The organism is Rhizobium sp. 25PS6 (assembly GCF_032464655.1).
Classification (GTDB): domain Bacteria; phylum Pseudomonadota; class Alphaproteobacteria; order Rhizobiales; family Rhizobiaceae; genus Rhizobium; species Rhizobium laguerreae.
Map to the genome: position 1 here is coordinate 402,720 of NZ_JAWDIV010000002.1, position 18,717 is coordinate 421,436.

At 61.6% G+C, this 18,717-nt stretch carries 19 protein-coding genes; 7 read left to right on the forward strand and 12 right to left on the reverse strand.

What is annotated here, in order from left to right:
- Position 1: 1 nt before the first annotated feature.
- The 7 genes from hisF to hisB form a co-directional block, all read right to left on the reverse strand.
- Positions 2-790: an imidazole glycerol phosphate synthase subunit HisF gene (gene hisF, locus RWK44_RS04510; protein ID WP_017962660.1), complete on the reverse strand. Its 789-nt coding sequence runs from the start codon at positions 788-790 to the stop codon at positions 2-4.
- A complete protein-coding gene (hisA, locus tag RWK44_RS04515) occupies positions 791-1,537 on the reverse strand; it encodes a 1-(5-phosphoribosyl)-5-[(5-phosphoribosylamino)methylideneamino]imidazole-4-carboxamide isomerase (RefSeq protein WP_077978054.1) in 747 nt (248 codons plus the stop codon).
- 6 nt (positions 1,538-1,543) lie between these two features.
- A complete protein-coding gene (locus RWK44_RS04520) occupies positions 1,544-2,101 on the reverse strand; it encodes a hypothetical protein (protein WP_020052251.1) in 558 nt (185 codons plus the stop codon).
- Complete coding sequence (locus RWK44_RS04525; protein ID WP_029768237.1) at positions 2,098-2,280, reverse strand: hypothetical protein; 183 nt, start codon at positions 2,278-2,280, stop codon at positions 2,098-2,100. Before RWK44_RS04525 ends, RWK44_RS04520 begins: the two co-directional genes overlap by 4 nt.
- Positions 2,281-2,534: 254 nt before the next feature.
- The gene (hisH, locus tag RWK44_RS04530) at positions 2,535-3,185 is read right to left on the reverse strand and encodes an imidazole glycerol phosphate synthase subunit HisH (RefSeq protein ID WP_003544174.1); all 651 of its coding nucleotides are present in this window, start codon (positions 3,183-3,185) and stop codon (positions 2,535-2,537) included.
- A 2-nt stretch (positions 3,186-3,187) separates the two neighbouring features.
- Entirely contained in the window at positions 3,188-3,673 is a 486-nt protein-coding gene (locus RWK44_RS04535) for a DUF2628 domain-containing protein (RefSeq protein WP_316028416.1), read from the reverse strand.
- Positions 3,674-3,695: 22 nt separating this feature from the next.
- Complete coding sequence (gene hisB, locus RWK44_RS04540; RefSeq protein WP_003544176.1) at positions 3,696-4,304, reverse strand: imidazoleglycerol-phosphate dehydratase HisB; 609 nt, start codon at positions 4,302-4,304, stop codon at positions 3,696-3,698.
- Positions 4,305-4,460: 156 nt separating this feature from the next.
- Between hisB and hslV the strand changes: the two genes are divergently transcribed.
- The 6 genes from hslV (at position 4,461) to RWK44_RS04570 (ending at position 11,647) form a co-directional block, all read left to right on the forward strand.
- On the forward strand, positions 4,461-4,988 hold the full coding sequence (hslV, locus tag RWK44_RS04545; RefSeq protein WP_017962666.1) for an ATP-dependent protease subunit HslV: 528 nt from the start codon (positions 4,461-4,463) through the stop codon (positions 4,986-4,988).
- Complete coding sequence (locus tag RWK44_RS04550) at positions 4,975-5,487, forward strand: GNAT family N-acetyltransferase (RefSeq protein WP_316028417.1); 513 nt, start codon at positions 4,975-4,977, stop codon at positions 5,485-5,487. The genes hslV and RWK44_RS04550 overlap by 14 nt, the downstream gene beginning before the upstream one ends.
- Positions 5,484-6,791, forward strand: coding sequence for an ATP-dependent protease ATPase subunit HslU (gene hslU, locus RWK44_RS04555; RefSeq protein WP_011649875.1), 1,308 nt, complete (start codon positions 5,484-5,486; stop codon positions 6,789-6,791). The genes RWK44_RS04550 and hslU overlap by 4 nt, the downstream gene beginning before the upstream one ends.
- Positions 6,792-6,980: 189 nt before the next feature.
- Positions 6,981-7,928 (forward strand): DUF1402 family protein, encoded by a 948-nt coding sequence (locus RWK44_RS04560; protein ID WP_316028418.1) that lies wholly within the window; start codon positions 6,981-6,983, stop codon positions 7,926-7,928.
- 48 nt (positions 7,929-7,976) lie between these two features.
- Complete coding sequence (locus RWK44_RS04565) at positions 7,977-9,389, forward strand: cytochrome P450 (protein ID WP_316028419.1); 1,413 nt, start codon at positions 7,977-7,979, stop codon at positions 9,387-9,389.
- Positions 9,390-9,475: 86 nt separating this feature from the next.
- The gene (locus tag RWK44_RS04570) at positions 9,476-11,647 is read left to right on the forward strand and encodes a malate synthase G (protein ID WP_316028420.1); all 2,172 of its coding nucleotides are present in this window, start codon (positions 9,476-9,478) and stop codon (positions 11,645-11,647) included.
- 69 nt (positions 11,648-11,716) lie between these two features.
- On the opposite strand, the gene RWK44_RS04575 is transcribed toward RWK44_RS04570, so the two are convergent.
- Positions 11,717-12,400: a L,D-transpeptidase gene (locus RWK44_RS04575; protein ID WP_222039739.1), complete on the reverse strand. Its 684-nt coding sequence runs from the start codon at positions 12,398-12,400 to the stop codon at positions 11,717-11,719.
- A gap of 179 nt (positions 12,401-12,579) precedes the next feature.
- Between RWK44_RS04575 and RWK44_RS04580 the strand changes: the two genes are divergently transcribed.
- Entirely contained in the window at positions 12,580-13,074 is a 495-nt protein-coding gene (locus RWK44_RS04580; protein WP_012759589.1) for an MmcB family DNA repair protein, read from the forward strand.
- An 18-nt stretch (positions 13,075-13,092) separates the two neighbouring features.
- Here the strand turns inward: RWK44_RS04580 and RWK44_RS04585 are convergent, their stop codons facing one another.
- The 4 genes from RWK44_RS04585 to RWK44_RS04600 form a co-directional block, all read right to left on the reverse strand.
- Positions 13,093-13,671 carry an ActR/PrrA/RegA family redox response regulator transcription factor gene (locus RWK44_RS04585; protein WP_025396545.1) on the reverse strand — a complete coding sequence of 193 codons (579 nt, stop codon included), beginning with the start codon at positions 13,669-13,671 and terminating at the stop codon, positions 13,093-13,095.
- A gap of 68 nt (positions 13,672-13,739) precedes the next feature.
- On the reverse strand, positions 13,740-15,068 hold the full coding sequence (locus tag RWK44_RS04590) for an ActS/PrrB/RegB family redox-sensitive histidine kinase (RefSeq protein ID WP_316028421.1): 1,329 nt from the start codon (positions 15,066-15,068) through the stop codon (positions 13,740-13,742).
- 23 nt (positions 15,069-15,091) lie between these two features.
- Positions 15,092-17,557 (reverse strand): ATP-dependent helicase HrpB, encoded by a 2,466-nt coding sequence (gene hrpB / locus RWK44_RS04595; RefSeq protein WP_316028422.1) that lies wholly within the window; start codon positions 17,555-17,557, stop codon positions 15,092-15,094.
- A complete protein-coding gene (locus tag RWK44_RS04600) occupies positions 17,554-18,501 on the reverse strand; it encodes an ornithine cyclodeaminase family protein (RefSeq protein WP_316028423.1) in 948 nt (315 codons plus the stop codon). The genes hrpB and RWK44_RS04600 overlap by 4 nt, the downstream gene beginning before the upstream one ends.
- Between the last annotated feature and the right edge of the window lie 216 nt (positions 18,502-18,717).

Below are 18,717 nucleotides of genomic sequence, written 5' to 3' on the forward strand. Positions count from 1 at the left end.
TTCAGTCGAGACGCATGTCGATGCCGCACTTCGACATATAGTGCTTCGCCTCGCTGACGGAATAGGTGCCGAAGTGGAAGATCGACGCGGCGAGCACCGCATTGGCATGGCCTTCCTTCACCCCGGCGACGAGATCGTCGAGATCGCCGACGCCGCCGGACGCGATGACGGGCACACGCACCGCATCGGCGATCGCCCGCGTCAGCTCCAGATCGTAGCCGACCTTTGTGCCATCGCGGTCCATCGAGGTGACCAAGAGCTCACCGGCGCCGCGCGCCACCATCTTCTCCGCGAATTCGACGGCATCGATGCCGGTCGCGTTACGGCCACCATGCGTATAGATTTCCCAGGCGCTGAGATTGTCGCCACCGACCGCCTGCGTGCGCCGGCGCTTGGCGTCGATGGAAACAACGATGCACTGGTCGCCGAACTTGTCGGCTGCCTCGGTGACGAAGTCGGGATTGCTGACGGCAGCCGAATTGATCGAGACCTTGTCGGCACCGCACAGCAACAGCTTGCGGATATCGGCGATGGTGCGCACCCCGCCGCCGACCGTCAGCGGCATGAAGCATTGGTCGGCCGTGCGCGACACGACATCGAAGATCGTCTCGCGATTGTCCGAGGAAGCGGTGATGTCGAGGAAGCAGAGTTCGTCGGCGCCGGCCGCATCATAAGCCTTTGCGGCTTCGACGGGATCGCCGGCATCGACGAGATTGAGGAAGTTGACGCCCTTGACGACACGGCCGTCCTTGACGTCGAGACAGGGAATGACACGGGCCTTGAGGGTCATTTATGCGGTCTCCTTGGCCCGGGCCGCCTTGATCAGCGCCAGCGCTTCCTTGGGATCGATACGGCCGTCATAAAGCGCACGGCCTGAAATCGCCCCTTCCAGCTTCCGCGCATCGGGCTCCAGCATGCGTCTCACATCGTCGAGAGAGGCAAGGCCGCCCGAGGCGATGACGGGAATGGAAACGGCGTCGGCAAGTTCCAGCGTCGAACTCCAGTTGATGCCGGCCAGAATGCCGTCGCGGTCGATATCGGTGTAGATGATCGCGGCGACGCCGGCACCCTCGAATTTCCTGGCGAGCTCGATGACACCGAGTTCGGAGGCTTCCGCCCAACCCTCGACGGCCACCTTGCCGCCCTTGGCATCGATGCCGACGGCGACATGACCGGGAAATTTCCGGCAGGCCTCGATGACCAGCGCCGGATTTCTGACCGCGATGGTGCCGAGAATGACGCGCCGCAGTCCGCGCGACAACCAGGCCTCGATATGATCGAGCGTGCGAATGCCGCCGCCGAGCTGCACGGGATTATCCGTTGCCTTCAAGATCGCTTCGACGGCATCGCCATTGGCCGAATGTCCCGCAAAGGCGCCGTCGAGATCGACCACGTGCAGCCATTCGAAACCCTGATCTTCGAAGGATCTCGCCTGGGCGGCCGGATCGGTGTTGTAGACCGTCGCCTGCTGCATGTCACCGAGCTTCAGGCGGACGCATTGGCCGCCTTTCAGGTCGATCGCGGGAAAAAGGATCATGTCGTCTTACGTCCGTAGAGTGGTCGGTACCATCAGCGCATTCCACGCATCTACGATATCCGAGCGGAAAAAGACAGCGGCAATGGCAGCCGCGCCGAAAAGCAGAAGGAGGAGCAGGGTGACGGCAAAGCCGGCACGGACCTGACGCCAGAACCCCAGGCGCCTCTTGATCGATTTCTCGATGTTTCGCACCTGGCGCAACGCATCGCTGTTGACGGCGGACAGCCGGATCTGCGGCTCCATCGCCTCGACATAGGTTTCGGCATAACTCGAAAGGATCTGCGAGGCGCGGTCGCGCAGCGTGTTGCGCAGGTCGGTCGAGAGATAATTGCTGTTGACGGCGGCAAGCTCGGCCTCATCGGGCGAACGGCCGGCATTTCGCTTGCGATGGCTGAGAACGAAATCGCGCTTTTGCCGCTCGTAGAGTGCGTAGGCGAGCAGGCCGATCAGATCGTCCTCACCTTCGATATAGAATTCCAGCACGGCCTCGGCGATATCGCCGGCGCTGACCCCGTTTTGCCGCCGGCTCGAACCGTCGTTTGCGGGGAAAGAGTCATGGATCATCGGTCCAGCCTTTCTTTCAGCGCCTTGGCTGCATTGGAAAGCGCCTTCCTGTGGATGGCTTCATCAACACGGCGGATGATCGTGCCGCCGGGAAGCTTGATATCAGAAAAGGGAGGCAAGCCTTCCCTGGAGGGCCGCAACGTGTAGAACACCTTGCCTGATTTCCGTGAAGCCGGCATCGAGCGCACTCCTGTTCCGCCGTTTCAATACTAGAACAGGATGATTTTAGGCCGGGTCGGCCTAAAATCTGAATCCTGTTCTACATTATACAGTCAGAGCATGATGTCGTCCGAAAACCGCTCACACTTTTCGGCATCATGCTCTAGGGACATAGGCGGCTGTATTAAAAGCCAGCCCTTGGAGAAATTCCAGCAAAACCGTGTAGCCGTTTTGCTTCGGGATTGTGTGAACAATGCTTGACGGGTTCGGGGCTCTACGGGTTCCAGCGCAGAAAATTGGCGATCAGGGCCAGGCCGAGCTTCTGGCTCTTTTCCGGGTGAAACTGCGCCCCGACCATGTTGTCGCGCCCGACGAAAGCAGTCATCGGACCGCCATAGTCGGCCGTCGCAATAACGTCCTCGGCGTTTTCGGCGGCAAGATGGTAGGAATGCACGAAATAGGCGTGCAGTCCCTGCGACCCCGTCGGAATTCCTTCGAAGAGCGGATGTTCGCGCTTCAGGTCGAGCGTGTTCCAGCCGATCTGCGGGATCTTGAGTGCCGGATCATCCGGCGTCATCTCGACGACGTTACCGGGAATCCAGCCGAAACCCTGCGTCACGGTCTTCTCGAGGCCGCGCGAGGACATGAGCTGCATGCCGACGCAGATGCCGAGGAACGGCCGCGCCTTCTTCTCGACAGCCTCGATCAGCACCTCGGCCATATCAGGCACGGCATCGAGGCCGCGCCGGCAATCGGCATAGGCGCCGACACCGGGAAGCACGATACGATCGGCCGCGGCAACATCCTCCGCCCTGTCGGTGAGATCGATATGGGCATCGATGCCAGCTTCGTGGGCGGCACGCTCGAAAGCCTTGGTCGCCGAGCGCAGGTTGCCGGAGCCATAGTCGATAATCGCGACGCGCATCGTCAGCGTCCTCCATCAAAACCAAAGAGACCAAGCGACGTTGCATCGCCGTGCGGGCTGTTCGGATGGGCCTTGTTCTGCCAGTCCGGTGCCGCGGCGTCGTCGCTAGCTGCGATGGCCGCCCTGTCCGAAAAATAGATCTGCTCAGCAGTGCCGATCGTATCGGCTGCAATGAATGCGTCTTCGTTCCAGCCCTTGGCAGCAAGGTTGCGGACACGGAAATTCTGGCCCTCGAGACCGACCAGCATATTCACGCCCAGCAAGATTGCCGCTCCCGCCGGCCCGAGGCCGGGTTCGTCCATCAGCGCACCACCAATCCCCTGCAGCAGAAAGGCCGCGGCCGCATGCAGCCAAAGCCGTTGCGCCAGCAGCCAAACCCATGGAAATAGGAAGCCGAGCAGCGTGAAGCCGTCACGGATGGTTCGCGTCTCATCGGCCGTGGCGCTCGTGCCGGCGGGCGGTGTCAGGAAGATATAGCTGGATGTCATTGCCGCCGCTCCCTTGAAGGGCTCAGACGAGCGTGCCCTTGGTCGAGGGAACACGGCCCGCCTGTCTCGGATCGATCTCTGTCGCCGTGCGCAATGCACGCGCAACGGCCTTGAAGCATGTCTCGGCAATATGGTGATTGTTGGCGCCATAATGGTTGAGAATATGCAAGGTGATGCCGGCATTCTGGGCGAGCGCATGGAAGAATTCGCGAACGAGTTCGGTGTCGAAAGTGCCGATCTTCGGCGCGCTGAAGGCGACATTCCAGACGAGGAACGGCCGGCCGGAAAGATCGACCGCAGCCTTGGTCATCGTCTCGTCCATGGCGAGATCGATCGACGCGTAGCGGGTGATGCCGCGCCGGTCGCCGAGTGCCTTGGAGATCGCCTGGCCGATGGCGATGCCGGTATCTTCGACCGTATGATGGTCGTCGATATGCAGGTCGCCCTTGGCATCGATCTCCATGTCGATGAGGGAATGTCGCGAAAGCTGGTCGAGCATATGGTCGAAGAAGCCGACGCCAGTCGAAATCGTCGATTTGCCGGTGCCGTCGAGATTGACGGAAACCGAAATCGAGGTTTCGTTGGTCTTGCGGGAAACGCTGCCCGTGCGGCTTGCTGCGGTCTCGGCCATATGGCCCTCCATCGGGAATAAGGCCGTTCCTTATCAGGCGCATCGGGAAATATCCAGAAGCCGGGCAAGAGAAAAGCCGGCCCATTTGCAATCGGCGCCAGTCCACTTACATAGGGCTCAACAGGGCCGGCATGCGGCCCGGCAGACAGGTGTTTTATGACAACAATCATTACAGTTCGAAAAGGCGGTAAGGTGGTGATGGCGGGCGACGGCCAGGTGAGCCTTGGCCAGACCGTCATGAAGGGCAATGCCCGCAAGGTGCGCCGTATCGGCAAGGGCGAAGTCGTTGCCGGTTTCGCCGGCGCGACTGCCGATGCCTTTACCCTGCTCGAAAGGCTTGAAAAGAAGCTTGAGCAATATCCCGGTCAGCTGATGCGCGCTGCCGTCGAGCTTGCCAAGGACTGGCGCACCGACAAATACCTGCGCAATCTCGAAGCCATGATGCTCGTCGCCGACAAGTCGATCACGCTGGCGATCACCGGCAATGGCGACGTTCTGGAACCGGAGCATGGCACGACGGCGATCGGTTCCGGCGGCAATTTTGCCCTCGCCGCCGCCCTCGCACTCATGGATACCGACAAATCGGCCGAAGAGATTGCTCGCCGCGCCCTCGATATCGCCGCCGACATCTGCGTCTACACGAACCACAACGTCGTGGTGGAATCGCTGGATGCCGAAGGCTGAACCCTATGCCTTCCGGCCACTTGCCGCGACTGACCTGCCGCTCCTCGCCGAATGGCTGGAAAGCCGGCATGTCAGGCGTTGGTGGAGCGAACCGGCCAAGGCGCTGGCTTCGATGGAAAAGCATATCGATTCGGCCTCCGTCTCGTGCTTCATCGTCACGCTGAATGGAAGGGACTTCGCCTTTATCCAGGCGGCCGATCTCGACGACGTGGACGATGAAGCGCTCGCCGGTCAGCCGAAGGGCACCTACGGCATCGACCAGTTCATCGGCATCGAGGAACTCGCGGGCAAGGGTCATGGACCGGCCTTTATGGTAGGGTTCTGCGATATGCTCTTTGCAAAGGGCGCGCAGCGGATCCTCGTCGATCCGCATCCTGACAATGCATTCGCAATCAGAGCCTATACCAAGGCGGGCTTTCAAGGACTTGGCGAAACAACGACTAATTACGGCCGGGCGCTGTTGATGGCCCTGGACCGCCAGGAGAATGATACGCAATGACCACTTTTTCCCCCCGCGAGATCGTTTCCGAGCTCGATCGCTACATCATCGGCCAGCATGACGCCAAGCGCGCCGTTGCGATTGCGCTGCGCAACCGCTGGCGCCGCCAGCAGCTCGATCCGAGCCTGCGAGACGAAGTCATGCCGAAGAACATCCTGATGATCGGCCCGACCGGTGTCGGCAAGACGGAAATCTCCCGCCGTCTGGCAAAACTCGCCGGTGCGCCCTTCATCAAGGTGGAAGCCACCAAGTTCACCGAAGTCGGCTATGTCGGCCGCGATGTCGAGCAGATCATCCGCGACCTCGTCGAGGTCGGCATCGGCCTGGTGCGCGAGAAGAAGCGGGCCGAGGTGCAGGCCAAGGCGCATGTGAGCGCCGAGGAGCGTGTTCTCGATGCGCTGGTCGGCACGACCGCATCACCCGCCACACGCGAAAACTTTCGCAAGAAGCTCCGGGACGGCGAACTCGACGACAAGGAAATCGATATCGAGGTGGCCGATGCCGGTTCCGGCATGGGAGGTTTCGAAATTCCCGGCATGCCGGGCGCCAATATCGGCGTGCTGAACCTGTCGGAAATGTTCGGCAAGGCGATGGGCGGCCGCACCAAAAAGGTCCGCACGACAGTCAAGGCCTCGTATAGTGACCTGATCCGCGACGAATCCGACAAGCTGATCGACAACGAAGTGATCCAGCGTGAAGCCGTTCGCTCCACTGAGAATGACGGTATCGTCTTCCTTGACGAAATCGACAAGATTGCCGCCCGAGACGGCGGCATGGGCGCCGGCGTTTCGCGCGAAGGCGTGCAGCGCGACCTCTTGCCGCTCGTTGAAGGCACAACGGTCTCGACCAAATACGGGCCGGTCAAGACCGACCATATCCTCTTCATCGCCTCCGGCGCCTTCCATGTCTCCAAGCCTTCGGATCTTCTGCCGGAATTGCAGGGCCGCCTGCCGATCCGTGTCGAATTGCGTCCGCTGAACAAGGATGATTTCCGCCGGATCCTGACCGAGACGGAAGCAAGCCTCATCCGCCAGTACCGCGCGCTGATGGAGACGGAAAGCCTGAGCCTCGAATTCACCGACGACGCGATCGACGCGCTTGCCGATGTCGCCGTGCATCTGAATTCCTCCGTCGAAAATATCGGCGCACGCCGTCTGCAGACGGTGATGGAGCGGGTCCTCGACGATATTTCCTACAACGCGCCGGATCGGGGCGGGACGGCGGTGACGATCGATGCCGCCTATGTGCGCGAACATGTCGGCGATCTCGCACAGAATACCGATCTCTCGCGCTTCATTCTGTGATATCGGCGCACCGGTCCTTGTCTTTACCGATGTGACGACCGGTTGTGACGAAAACAACTCTCGACAGCGGGCCTTTTACTTTCTAGTGAAGGCCCGTTTTGTTTTCCGCTCCGGCTTTATTCGGCCAAGATTCTGGTCCAGTCAGCCGCATCACAAAACAGGACGATGGAACGGACGGGATAACGGATCGTGCGACGCCTTTTGACAAGCCTTATGATTGCCGTTGCCCTGGTGAATTCGGCGCCTGCCTTCGCAATGCAGATGGTGCCGGCCGGCAATCGTCATGCCGAGCAGCCCGATATTCCGGGTGCTTCCATCCGGCGCACCAAGGGCACCAAGAGCAGCTTCGATCTGAAATACGAAAAGGTTCATGAGCTTCTGGCGACCGATCGCGAGCTGATGAGCAAGATCCGCAAGATTTCCAGCGCTTACGGCATCAACCCCATCCATGTCGTCGGCGCGATCGTCGGCGAACATACCTATAATGTCGACGCCTACGACCGGCTGCAGGCCTATTATGTCAAGGCTGCCTCCTACGCCGGAGAAAGCTTCCGCTTCTCCTATGATGGCGAAAGCGTCGACGAATTCGTGGCGCGGCCGCAATTTTCCGAATGCAAGGGCAAGAGCGATTCCTACACGCTCTGGTCCTGCCGCGAAGATGTCTGGGAAACCGATTTCCGCGGCAAGACAGTGGGTGGTACGAGCTTTCCCAACAACCGTTTCAGCGCGGTCTTCTTCCAGCCCTTCTATGCCGGCCAGACCTTCGGCCTCGGTCAGGTCAATCCGCTGACGGCGCTGATGCTCTCCGATCTCGTGACCCGCGTGTCCGGCTATCCGAAGCTGAACGAGAAGAATGCCGGCGCCGTCTACAGGGCCATCATGGATCCCGATATCTCGCTCGCCTTCGTCGCGGCCTCGATCCGCAGGTCGATCGACGATTATAAGGAGATCGCCGGCATGGATATCTCGGGCAATCCCGGCCTGACGGCGACGCTCTATAATGTCGGCAATTCGCGCCAGCGCGCCGCAGCTCTTGCTGCGAAGAACCGCGGCGCCGGTGCGACGTTCTGGCCGGAAGAGAATTATTACGGCTGGCTGATCAACGACAAGCTGGACGAACTCAAGGGCCTGCTCTAGCTTCAAGCTTGCCGGGAAGGCCTAGATCTTCCCCGAAAGGCTTTTACGATGGACATGCGTCCGGACCCCTTCGTCCCGCCAGCACCGCTGCCGCGGTCCGTTCCGCCGAGCCGGCTGGAAATCATTCGCATCATCCTGCGCAATCCGCTCGAACTCTGGGGCGAGCCGTCCTACACGCTGCCCTGGATCCGCACCAATTTCTTCGGCCAAAGGACGCTGATCGTCAACGATCCCGGCTTGATCAAGCATGTGCTGGTCGACAATGCCAATAATTACCGCATGTCGGATGTGCGCCAGCTCGTCCTGCGTCCGATCCTCCGCGACGGCCTTCTGACCGCCGAAGGTCCTGTCTGGAAAAGATCGCGCAAGGCGGTGGCGCCTATTTTCACACCCCGCCATGCCCAAGGCTTTGCCGGGCAGATGCTGCGCCAGTCCGAAGATTATGCCCGTAAATATGAGGGCGCAGGCGAGGCAGGCGCAATTTTCGATATCAGCACCGATATGACCGAGCTGACCTTCGCGATTCTGGCTGACACATTATTTTCCGGCGAAATCGTCACATCGAGCGGCCATTTCGCCGACGACGTCAATGAACTCCTGCATCGCATGGGCCGGGTCGATCCGATGGACCTGATGCGCGCTCCGTCCTGGGTTCCACGTGTGACACGCATCGGCGGGCAGAAGGTGCTGGAGAAATTCCGCGCCATCGTGCGCAACACGATGGATATGCGGCTGGCAAAGATGAAGGCAGACCGCAGTAGCGCGCCGCAAGATTTCCTGACCCTGCTCCTGGAGCAGGCCGGCCCCGACGGGCTGACCAAAGAAGAGATCGAAGACAATATTCTGACCTTCATCGGCGCGGGGCATGAAACCACAGCCCGGGCATTGGCCTGGACGCTGTATTGCGTATCAAACAGCCCGCTTATCCGCGAGGCGATGGAAGAAGAAATCGACGCGGTGCTCGCCACCGGGGCAGCACCTGTGGAATGGCTGGATATGATGCCGCAGACGCGCGCCGCCTTCGAGGAGGCTTTGCGCCTTTATCCGCCGGCGCCATCGATCAATCGCGCCGCCATAGCGGATGATTCCTGGACAAGCGCCGAGGGCGAGCGGGTCGAGCTTGAGGCCGGCGTCACGGTGCTCGTCATGCCCTGGACGTTGCATCGCCACGAACTTCACTGGGACAGGCCGCGCGCCTATATGCCCGAACGCTTCCTGCCGGAAAATCGCGGCTCAATCGGCCGCTTTCAGTTCCTGCCTTTCGGCGCCGGCCGGCGTGTCTGCATCGGCGCAACCTTTGCGCTTCAGGAGGCGGTGATCGCCCTTGCTGTCCTGATGCATCGTTATCGCTTCGATTCCACCGATCAGACCAATCCCTGGCCGGTGCAGAAACTGACGACGCAGCCGCAGAACGGACTGCCGATGCGCGTGACGCCGCGCATAGTTTCCACGAAGGCATAAATCTTTCGAATTATTGCAGAATTGACTGTGAATGAAAGCCGGGCAAAGTGGCAGCATTCAAAAGTGGTTGCCAGGGAGAATGTCGCATGAGCCGCGTTGATAAGAACGGTCTTGCCATCGAAACCGTCCTTCATGATTTCCTCGTCGAGGAGGTGCTGCCGGGTCTGGCGGTCGATGCGGACAAGTTCTTTGCCGATTTTTCGGCGATCGTCCACGATCTCGCCCCGAAAAATCGTGCGCTGCTGGCAAAACGCGACGAGCTGCAGGTAAAGATCGACGACTGGTACCGCCGGCACGGCGCGCCGGCGGATATGGACGAATACCAGTCCTTCCTCCGCGAAATCGGCTATCTCCTGCCTGAGGGATCCGACTTCCAGGTTTCGACCGAAAATGTCGATCCGGAGATCGCCTCGATCGCCGGTCCGCAGCTCGTCGTTCCCGTCATGAACGCCCGTTACGCCTTGAACGCCGCCAATGCCCGCTGGGGCTCGCTCTACGATGCGCTCTACGGCACGGACGCCATTCGGGAGAGCGATGGCGCAGAGAAGGGTAAGGGTTACAACCCGAAGCGCGGCGAGAAGGTCATCAGCTGGGTGCGCGATTTCCTCGATACATCAGCGCCGCTGCAGGACTGCCGCTGGAGGGACGTCGGAAGCTTCGCCGTCAAGGATGGAGCGCTGGTCGTCAGATCGGTCGATGGCGAGCAGGCCATGCTGACGGACGGCAAGCATTTTGCCGGCTATCGCGGAGATCCCGCCGCTCCCACTCATATTCTCCTGAAGAACAACGGCATTCACATCGAAATCGTCATCGATGCGGCGACGACGATCGGAAAAGCCGATCCCGCTGATATTTCCGATGTCTGGCTGGAATCGGCAATTACGACGATCATGGACTGCGAGGATTCGATTGCCGCTGTCGATGCCGAGGACAAGGTCGTCGTCTATCGCAACTGGCTCGGTCTGATGAAGGGCGATCTGCAGGAAGAGGTGGCAAAGGGCGGAACGAGCTTCATCCGCACGCTCAACCCGGATCTGCAATATGCTGGCCCGGATGGTGCCTCCTTCGAGGTGCATCGCCGCTCGCTGATGCTGGTGCGCAATGTCGGCCACCTCATGACCAACCCGGCGATCCTCGACCGCGACGGCAACGAGGTGCCTGAAGGCATCATGGATGCTGTGATCACCGGCCTGATCGCGCTTTACGATATAGGTCCGGCCGGCCGGAAGAAGAATTCCCGCACCGGCTCCATGTATGTGGTCAAGCCGAAGATGCATGGGCCCGAAGAGGTCGCCTTCGCCGTCGAAATCTTCTCGCGGGTCGAAGATGCGCTTGGCCTGGCGCGCAATGCCATCAAGATGGGCATCATGGACGAGGAGCGCCGCACGACTGTCAACCTCAAGGAATGCATCCGTGCCGCCCGCGAGCGCGTCGTCTTCATCAATACCGGCTTCCTCGATCGCACCGGCGACGAGATCCACACCTCGATGGAAGCCGGCCCGATGATTCGCAAGGGCGACATGCGCCAGGCGGCCTGGATTTCCGCCTATGAGAACTGGAACGTCGACATCGGCCTCGAATGCGGCTTGTCCGGCCATGCCCAGATCGGCAAGGGCATGTGGGCGATGCCGGATCTGATGGCGGCGATGCTCGAACAGAAGATCGCCCACCCGAAGGCCGGCGCCAACACCGCCTGGGTGCCATCGCCGACGGCCGCAACCCTGCACGCCACCCATTATCACCGGGTCAATGTCGCCCGTGTTCAGCAGGGGTTGAAGGATCGCGCCCGCGCCAAGCTCTCCGATATTCTCTCCGTGCCGGTCGCTGTGCGGCCGAACTGGACGCCGGAGGAAATCCAGCGCGAGCTCGACAACAATGCCCAGGGCATCCTCGGCTATGTCGTGCGCTGGGTCGATCAGGGCGTCGGCTGTTCGAAGGTGCCCGACATCAACAATGTCGGCCTGATGGAAGATCGCGCGACGCTGCGCATTTCGGCCCAGCACATGGCGAACTGGCTGCATCACAAGGTCGTCACCGATGTGCAGATCGTCGAGACGATGAAGCGCATGGCCGCCGTCGTCGACCGGCAGAATGCGTCGGACCCCGCCTATCAGCCGATGGCTGGCAATTTTGACGGTTCGATCGCCTTCCAGGCTGCCCTCGATCTCGTCCTGAAGGGCAGAGAACAGCCGAACGGCTACACCGAGCCGGTGCTTCACCGCCGCCGCCTTGAGCTCAAGGCGAAGCAGACTGCCTGACGGAGAATACGAAAAGGCCGCCGGAACGATAGTTCGGCGGCCTTTTTTATACCGAATTCGATAATTAGCTTACTGAATGACGACGACTTTGGACGTGCCCTTGCCCGGGCGGACGCGGCTGTAGAGATCGATGACGTCCTGGTTCATCAGGCGAATGCAGCCCGAGGAAGCGGCGGTGCCGATGGAGGCCCATTCCGGCGTGCCGTGCAGGCGGAAGAGTGTGTCCTTGCCGTCCTCGTTGAAGAGATACATGGCGCGCGCGCCGAGCGGATTGCTGAGACCCGGACCCATGCCATCCTCGACGTATTTGGCGAGATCAGGCCGGCGGACGGCCATTTCCTTCGGCGGGTGCCAGTTCGGCCATTCCTGCTTCCAGGCGACGTAGGCGGTGCCGGCCCATGCGAAGCCCTGCTTGCCGACGCCGATGCCGTAGCGCATCGCCTTGCCGTTGGCCAGGATGTAATAGAGGAAGCGCTCGCGCGTGTTGACGATGATCGTTCCGGGACGCTCTGTGGTCTGGTAGTTGACGACCTGGCGGCGGAACTGCGGCTTGACCCGGTCGATCGGGATCGCCGGCAGGGAGTATCCGGCATCCTTCGTCAGGCCGTAGGCGTCATTGAAGATCTGTGCCGTCTGAACCGTCGGGCCTGCGCCCTTGTCGTTGACGGATGCGCTGTCTGAAGTCGTGGAGCAACCGGCCAGAGCGAATGTCGCCAGCAGGCCAAAGACAGGGAATGCATTGCGGATGCGCATGGATGACTCTTGAAGTTTTGGGGCAAGGAGAACGGTCTTTCGACCATCGTTGATTATGGTTTATTTTCGATTAACTTGCGCTTTGCAAGACTACTGCAGCGCGACAAATCCGTCTGCCGCGCAAATTAGAAGCGCATGGTTTTTTTGCAACAATACGCCAGCCCCCGCGGTGGTTATCCATGACGATTTTGAGTGTTTACAATAACAATCCGTTAATCGATGGCCGGCAATCGGACAGGGCCATGATGGTGCGGCGCGGAACGCAGATATTGCTGCATGAAATGCGCCACGCCGTGCTGCCCGAACTGCCGCTGGCCAGCGGCCGCCGCGCCGATCTGATCACGCTTTCGGAAAAGGGCGAGGTCTGGATCATCGAAATCAAGACCTCGATCGAAGATTTCAGGGTGGATCGCAAATGGCCGGAATACAGGCTGCATTGCGACCGGCTGTTCTTCGCGACTCACCAGGATGTGCCGTTGGAGATCTTTCCCGAGGAATGCGGACTGTTCCTGTCGGATGGTTACGGCGCCCATATGATTCGCGAGGCGCCGGAACACCGCATGGCGCCGGCCACGCGCAAATCCGTCACGCTCAACTTCTCGCGTGCCGCCGCGCAAAGGCTGATGATGGCCGAATGGGCGAACGGAAAACCGTTCACCGTGGATGATGTTTAATGGGCGCGACGTGCGCGTTTATTTCGGCGCGCGTTTGGCAAGGATACGCTGCAGCGTCCGCCGGTGCATGTTGAGCCGGCGCGCCGTTTCGGAAACATTGCGCTCGCACATTTCATAGACCCGCTGGATGTGCTCCCAGCGCACCCGGTCGGCCGACATTGGATTTTCGGGAAGCTCGGCCTTTTCACCCGGCCGCTGCGTCAGCGCCGAAAACACGTCGTCGGCATCCGCAGGCTTTGCAAGATAATCGACGGCGCCGAGTTTCACGGCCGTGACCGCCGTTGCGATATTGCCATACCCGGTCAGCACGATGATCCTGGTGTCGTCGCGCCGCTGGCGGATCGCCTCGATGACGTCGAGCCCATTGCCGTCGCCGAGCCGAAGGTCGACCACCGCATATTTTGGCGGCCGGCCTTTCGATTTCGCAACGCCCTCCGCCACTGATTCGGCCGTCTCCACCTGGAAGCCGCGTGTCTCCATCGCCCGTGCCAGGCGGCGCAGAAACGGCCCGTCGTCATCGACGATCAGCAGGCTGGCGTCGGGACCGATATGGTCCTCGTCCGACGCGGCGAAATTGTCATGATTCTGTTCTGTCATCGTCCCGGTCCCGACGGTTGAACGCCCGATCTGCGTCAACCGCTTATATCCTGTTTATGCCGACCAAGTCATTTTGTCGAATTTGCGTCAATCAGCATGCGCGGCCATTCGATCCGGATACGCGCGCCCGCACTTTCCGGATCGCGGTTCTCGAAAATCAGCGATGCGCCGGAGCGCTCCAGCAGCGTCTTGGCGATGAAAAGCCCGAGCCCGAGGCCACCCGCCGTATCCTCTTTCTGCCGCTTCGTCACATAGGGTTCGCCGATCCGCGTCAGAATATCGGGCGCATAACCGTTGCCGTCGTCCTCGATAACGATCAGCACTTTGTCGTGATCGTGCTCGACGGTAACGATCACTTTCTCTCGCGCATAATCGACGGCATTTTCGATCAGATTGCCGAGCCCATACATGATGCCGGCATTGCGGTCGGTGACCGGCTCGCCCTTGCGCGGGCTCTTTTCGATAAGCTCCAATCTGATGCCGAATTCCCGGTGCGGCGCGACGATCTCCTCGATCATCGAGGAAAGCGGCAGCCGGCGCATATGCGCCTCGCCTTCGGAGGAAAGCGTCGTCAGCCGCCGCAGGATGTCGCGGCAGCGTTCGCTCTGGCTGCGTAGCAGCATCACGTCCTCGCGGAAACGATCGTCATCCTTAAGCTCCCGCTCCATTTCCTTGGCAACGACGCTGATCGTCGCGAGCGGCGTGCCGAGTTCATGGGCGGCGGCGGCTGCCAGCCCGTCGAGCTGCGACAGATGCTTTTCCCGCTGCAGCACCAGTTCGGTCGCAGCCAGCGCATCGGCAAGCTGGCTCGCTTCCATCGAGACCCGATAGGCATAGAAAGCGGCGAATGCCATGGTCGAGGCGATCGAGCACCAGACACCGAACTGCATGACGTTGTGCACGTTGATCTCGGCCCCGTCGAACCAGGGCAGTGGAAAGGGCGAAAAGGCAAGCACCGTGATGCAGACCATCGCAACGCCGATCAGCGCGGTGCTGTAGCGAATCGGCTGCGAGGCAAAGGAGATGATGACCGGCACGCAGACGAGCGCTGCGAAGGGATTGGCAAGGCCGCCGGTGATGAAGAGCAGCGCGCAGAGCTGCAAAAGGTCGAAGCCGAGCAGCGCAAAGGCGGCCGGCGGTTCCAGCCGATGCGTCGGCGGATAGCGGATCGTCAGGTAGAAATTCACCCAGGCCAGGGCGGCGATCAGCGAAGAGCTGGCAATCAGCGGCAAGGGAAATTTCAGCCAGAAGGCAACGATGAAAACCGTCAGCGCCTGTCCGCCGACGGCAAGCCAGCGCAGCCGCACCAGTGTCTGCAGGCGCAGCCTGCGGCTGCTATGCCGGTCCTCCAGCGTATAGCCTTCCGTCTTGTCGAGCATGTCAGGCTTATCGATCATGCCGGGGGCTCCTTGAATGGCCCTCATGTACCACGCGGTTTTGCCCGTGTCGTCGGCAACGCATCCTCCGGCCGTTCCGGCCAGGGATGCCGGGGATAGCGTCCGCGCATGCCGGCACGCACATCCTTCCACGATCCGGCCCAGAAGCCCGGCAAGTCGCGTGTCGTCTGGATCGGCCGGTGCGCCGGCGAGGTGAGCTCGAGCAGCAGCGGCAGGCGGCCACCGGCAATGGCTGGATGCTGCTTCAGTCCAAACAGCTCCTGCACGCGGATCGTCAGCACCGGCTCCTCGCCCTCATATTGGATCGGATGCCTTTGGCCGGTCGGCGCTTCGAAATGGGTCGGCGCAAGCCGGCTAAGGTCGCGTTGCAATTCGTGCGGCACCAGCGACATCAGTCCGTTCGAAAGGCCGGCTGCGGAAATCTCCGAAAGGCCGCGGGCTTCCGTCTGAAAGGGTGCGAACCAGTCGTCCAGCCGGGAAAGCAGGGCACTATCGCTGACATCGGGCCAGGGCTCACCGATCGTCCTGTGGAGAAAGCCGATCCGCTCGCGAAGCTGAATGGCCTCCTTCGAGAAGGCAAGCTGATCGAGCCCCAGCTCGCGTACCCCTTCCACCAGTGCCTGGGTGACCGCTGCCCCGGAAGGGCGCGGCAAGGGTGTCTCTTCGAAGACGATCGCGCCGAGCCGGGTTGCCCGCCGCGCCCGGATTTGCCGGCTCTGGCGGTCGAAGAATATCTGGTCGCCGGTTTTGATCTCACCGGGCAGTTCGGCTTCGATGTCGCCGCGTGTCACCTCGGCTGCCGCCAGAACCCGCGCCTGCGCCGCCCGTCCGGTCAGGTCGGCAATCACCAGCATCTGGCTGCCGGCCAGCCTCTCGGTTTCCGGCAGCTCTGCTCCGCGCCCGTTCGCCATCACGAATCGGCCGCGCCCGCCGCGCTGAAGTGCGATTCGATCCGGGAACGCATGCAGCAGCAGCTGACCTGCAAGCGCCGGCACCGCTGAGGCAACCCTGTCGAGACCGCTCGCCAGCCGTCCCGCTAGCCGCCTTGAGGCCTCTGCTCTCTCTCCGTGCTCGGCCTTGAAGCGTCGCAGCCGCTCCTCGATATCGACACTCGTTCCGCCAAGCCCCTGTTCAGTGAGCAGCACGGCGATCATCGCCGCGTTCCGGGCGTGTCCAGCTTCTCCCGCCGAGACGACCATGGCGGCAAGCCGCGGCGGCAAAGCGAGATCGCGCATTACCTTGCCGCGCGCTGTCAGCGCTCCGTCCTTGTCGAGTGCGCCAAGCTGGCCAAGCAGCACTCGCGCTTCCCTCAGCGTCGTTTCCGGCGGTTGATCGACGAAGGCAAGGGATGCCGGATCTTGAACGCCCCAATGTGCGAGGTCGAGCACCAGCCCCGAGAGATCGCTGGAAAGGATCTGAGGTGGGGTGAAGGCCGGCAGTGCCGCCGTCTGTCCCTGGTGCCACAGTCTGACGGCGATGCCCGGTTCCGTTCGTCCGGCACGGCCGGCCCGCTGATCGGCGGAAGCCCGCGACACGCGCACCGTCTCCAGCCGCGTGATCCCGGTCGACGCCTCGAAGACCGGCAGGCGCTGCAGCCCGCTGTCGATCACGATCCTGACACCGTCGATGGTGATCGATGTTTCAGCGATCGATGTCGCAAGCACGATCTTGCGCGTCCCTTGGGATGCCGGTCGGATCGCCGCATCCTGCTCCTTCTGGCTGAGATTGCCGTAAAGGGGCGCAATCAGCGTTTCGGCTCCGAATCGTCCTGCCAAGCGTTCCACGGTCCGGGTGATTTCCGCCTGGCCGGGCAGGAAGGCGAGGATCGAGCCGGCCTCATTGGCATGGGCATCGAGTATCGCCCGCGTCACGGCATCCTCGATACGTTCGCCGCCCGGTCGATCCTGGTAACGCATATCGATCGGAAAGCTGCGCCCCAGGCTTTCGATAACAGGTGGATGGTCGAGCAGGGCGGCCACGCGTTCGACGTCGAGGGTGGCCGACATGACGAGGATGCGCAGATCCTCGCGCAGCGCCGACTGGACGTCGAGCGCCAGAGCGAGTCCGAAGTCTGCGTCCAACGAACGCTCGTGGAACTCGTCGAAGATCACGACCGAGACGCCGTCCAGTTCCGGATCGTCGAGGATCATCCGGGCAAAAACCCCTTCGGTTACCACCTCGATCCGTGTCGCTGCCGATACCCTGTTGTCGAGGCGCATGCGGTAGCCGACTGTCTCGCCGACCTGTTCGCCGATCAGCGATGCCATCCGGCTTGCCGCTGCTCGCGCCGCCAGCCGCCGTGGCTCCAGCAGGATGATCTTGCCGTCGCCGCGCCAGGTCTTGTCGAGCAGGTAAAGCGGTACCAGCGTCGTCTTGCCGGCGCCGGGCGGGGCGGAAAGAATGGCGCGTTTTTGCTTTTCCAGCGCGGTAGCGACGGCCGGCAGGACATGTGAAACCGGGAGCTCCGGCAAGGATGCACTGATTGTCACTTTTGGCCCGTCACTGTCTCATAGGCAAGGATGGCGCCGGCGAGATCCTCCAACGCCGCACCCACCGACTTGAACAGCGTGATTTCTGCGTCATGGCTTCGTCCGCCATAGGCGCCGCTGACGAGTTCCGCAAGCTCAGCCCTGATGTCGGCTTCCTTCAGCACGCCGCTTTTCAGCGGCTGGACGATGTCGCCTGCCTCGGCGATGGCGCCGGCGCGAGTATCGACATAAACGGAGGCACGGCGGATGGCCTCGTCGTCGCTTTCGCGCATGCTCGGCTTGAAGGCGCCGACGAGATCGAGATGGGCGCCGGGCTTCAGCCATTCGCCTGATATCAGCGGTGCGCTGGAAAGCGTGGCGCAGGAAATGATATCGGCTGTCCGCGCTGCGGCTTCAGCATCCGCGACCGCCTCGGCATTCAGTCCGAGCGCCCGGGCTTCGGCTGCGATCTTTTCCGCCGCTTGCCCGTTGCGGCCCCAGACCCGGTACCTCTTGATCGGCCGGGTCGTGCCATGGGCAAGCATCAGGTTGAGCGACAGCCGCCCGGTTCCGCAGACGAGCAGCTCTTCCGCGTCGGCACGGGCGAGATATCGGGCCGCCAGCGCCGATGCTGCCGCCGTCCGCCGCGCCGTCAACTCGCCGCCGTCGATTGCGGCAAGCATTTCCCCGGTAGCGCCGGAGGAAAGAAGATAGGTTCCGAAGATCGCCGGCAGGCTCCGCCGCACATTGCCTGGAAAGACCGAGACCGTCTTCACCCCGGCATAGCGTCCAGGAACCCAGGCCGGCATCAGGAGCAGTGTGGCGCTCTCCTCACCCGGTACCTCCATCTCATGGTGATGGCGCACCGGCATCACGCATTCGCTCTGGAACATGCGGGCGATCGCCTCGATCAGTTCCGGCCAGGGCAGGGCCGCGCGCGTTTGTTCTTTATCAAGGACAAGCATTCTTCACTCCGCCGCATCGTTCTTCATCGCCAAACTAGCGAGTGAGGCGCGGCATAGGCAAGCACCCTGGAATTCCGCGTCAGGCGCCCCATATAAGGCTCATCTCCCTCGCCGAAGCCTATCCTTCAGGATTCGGCAAAAACGAATCTCAAAAACCGTCCGATTGGGTGGTGGATTTGCTCGTTCTTGGAGGCAGGCGATAAAAGCCCTTCATTT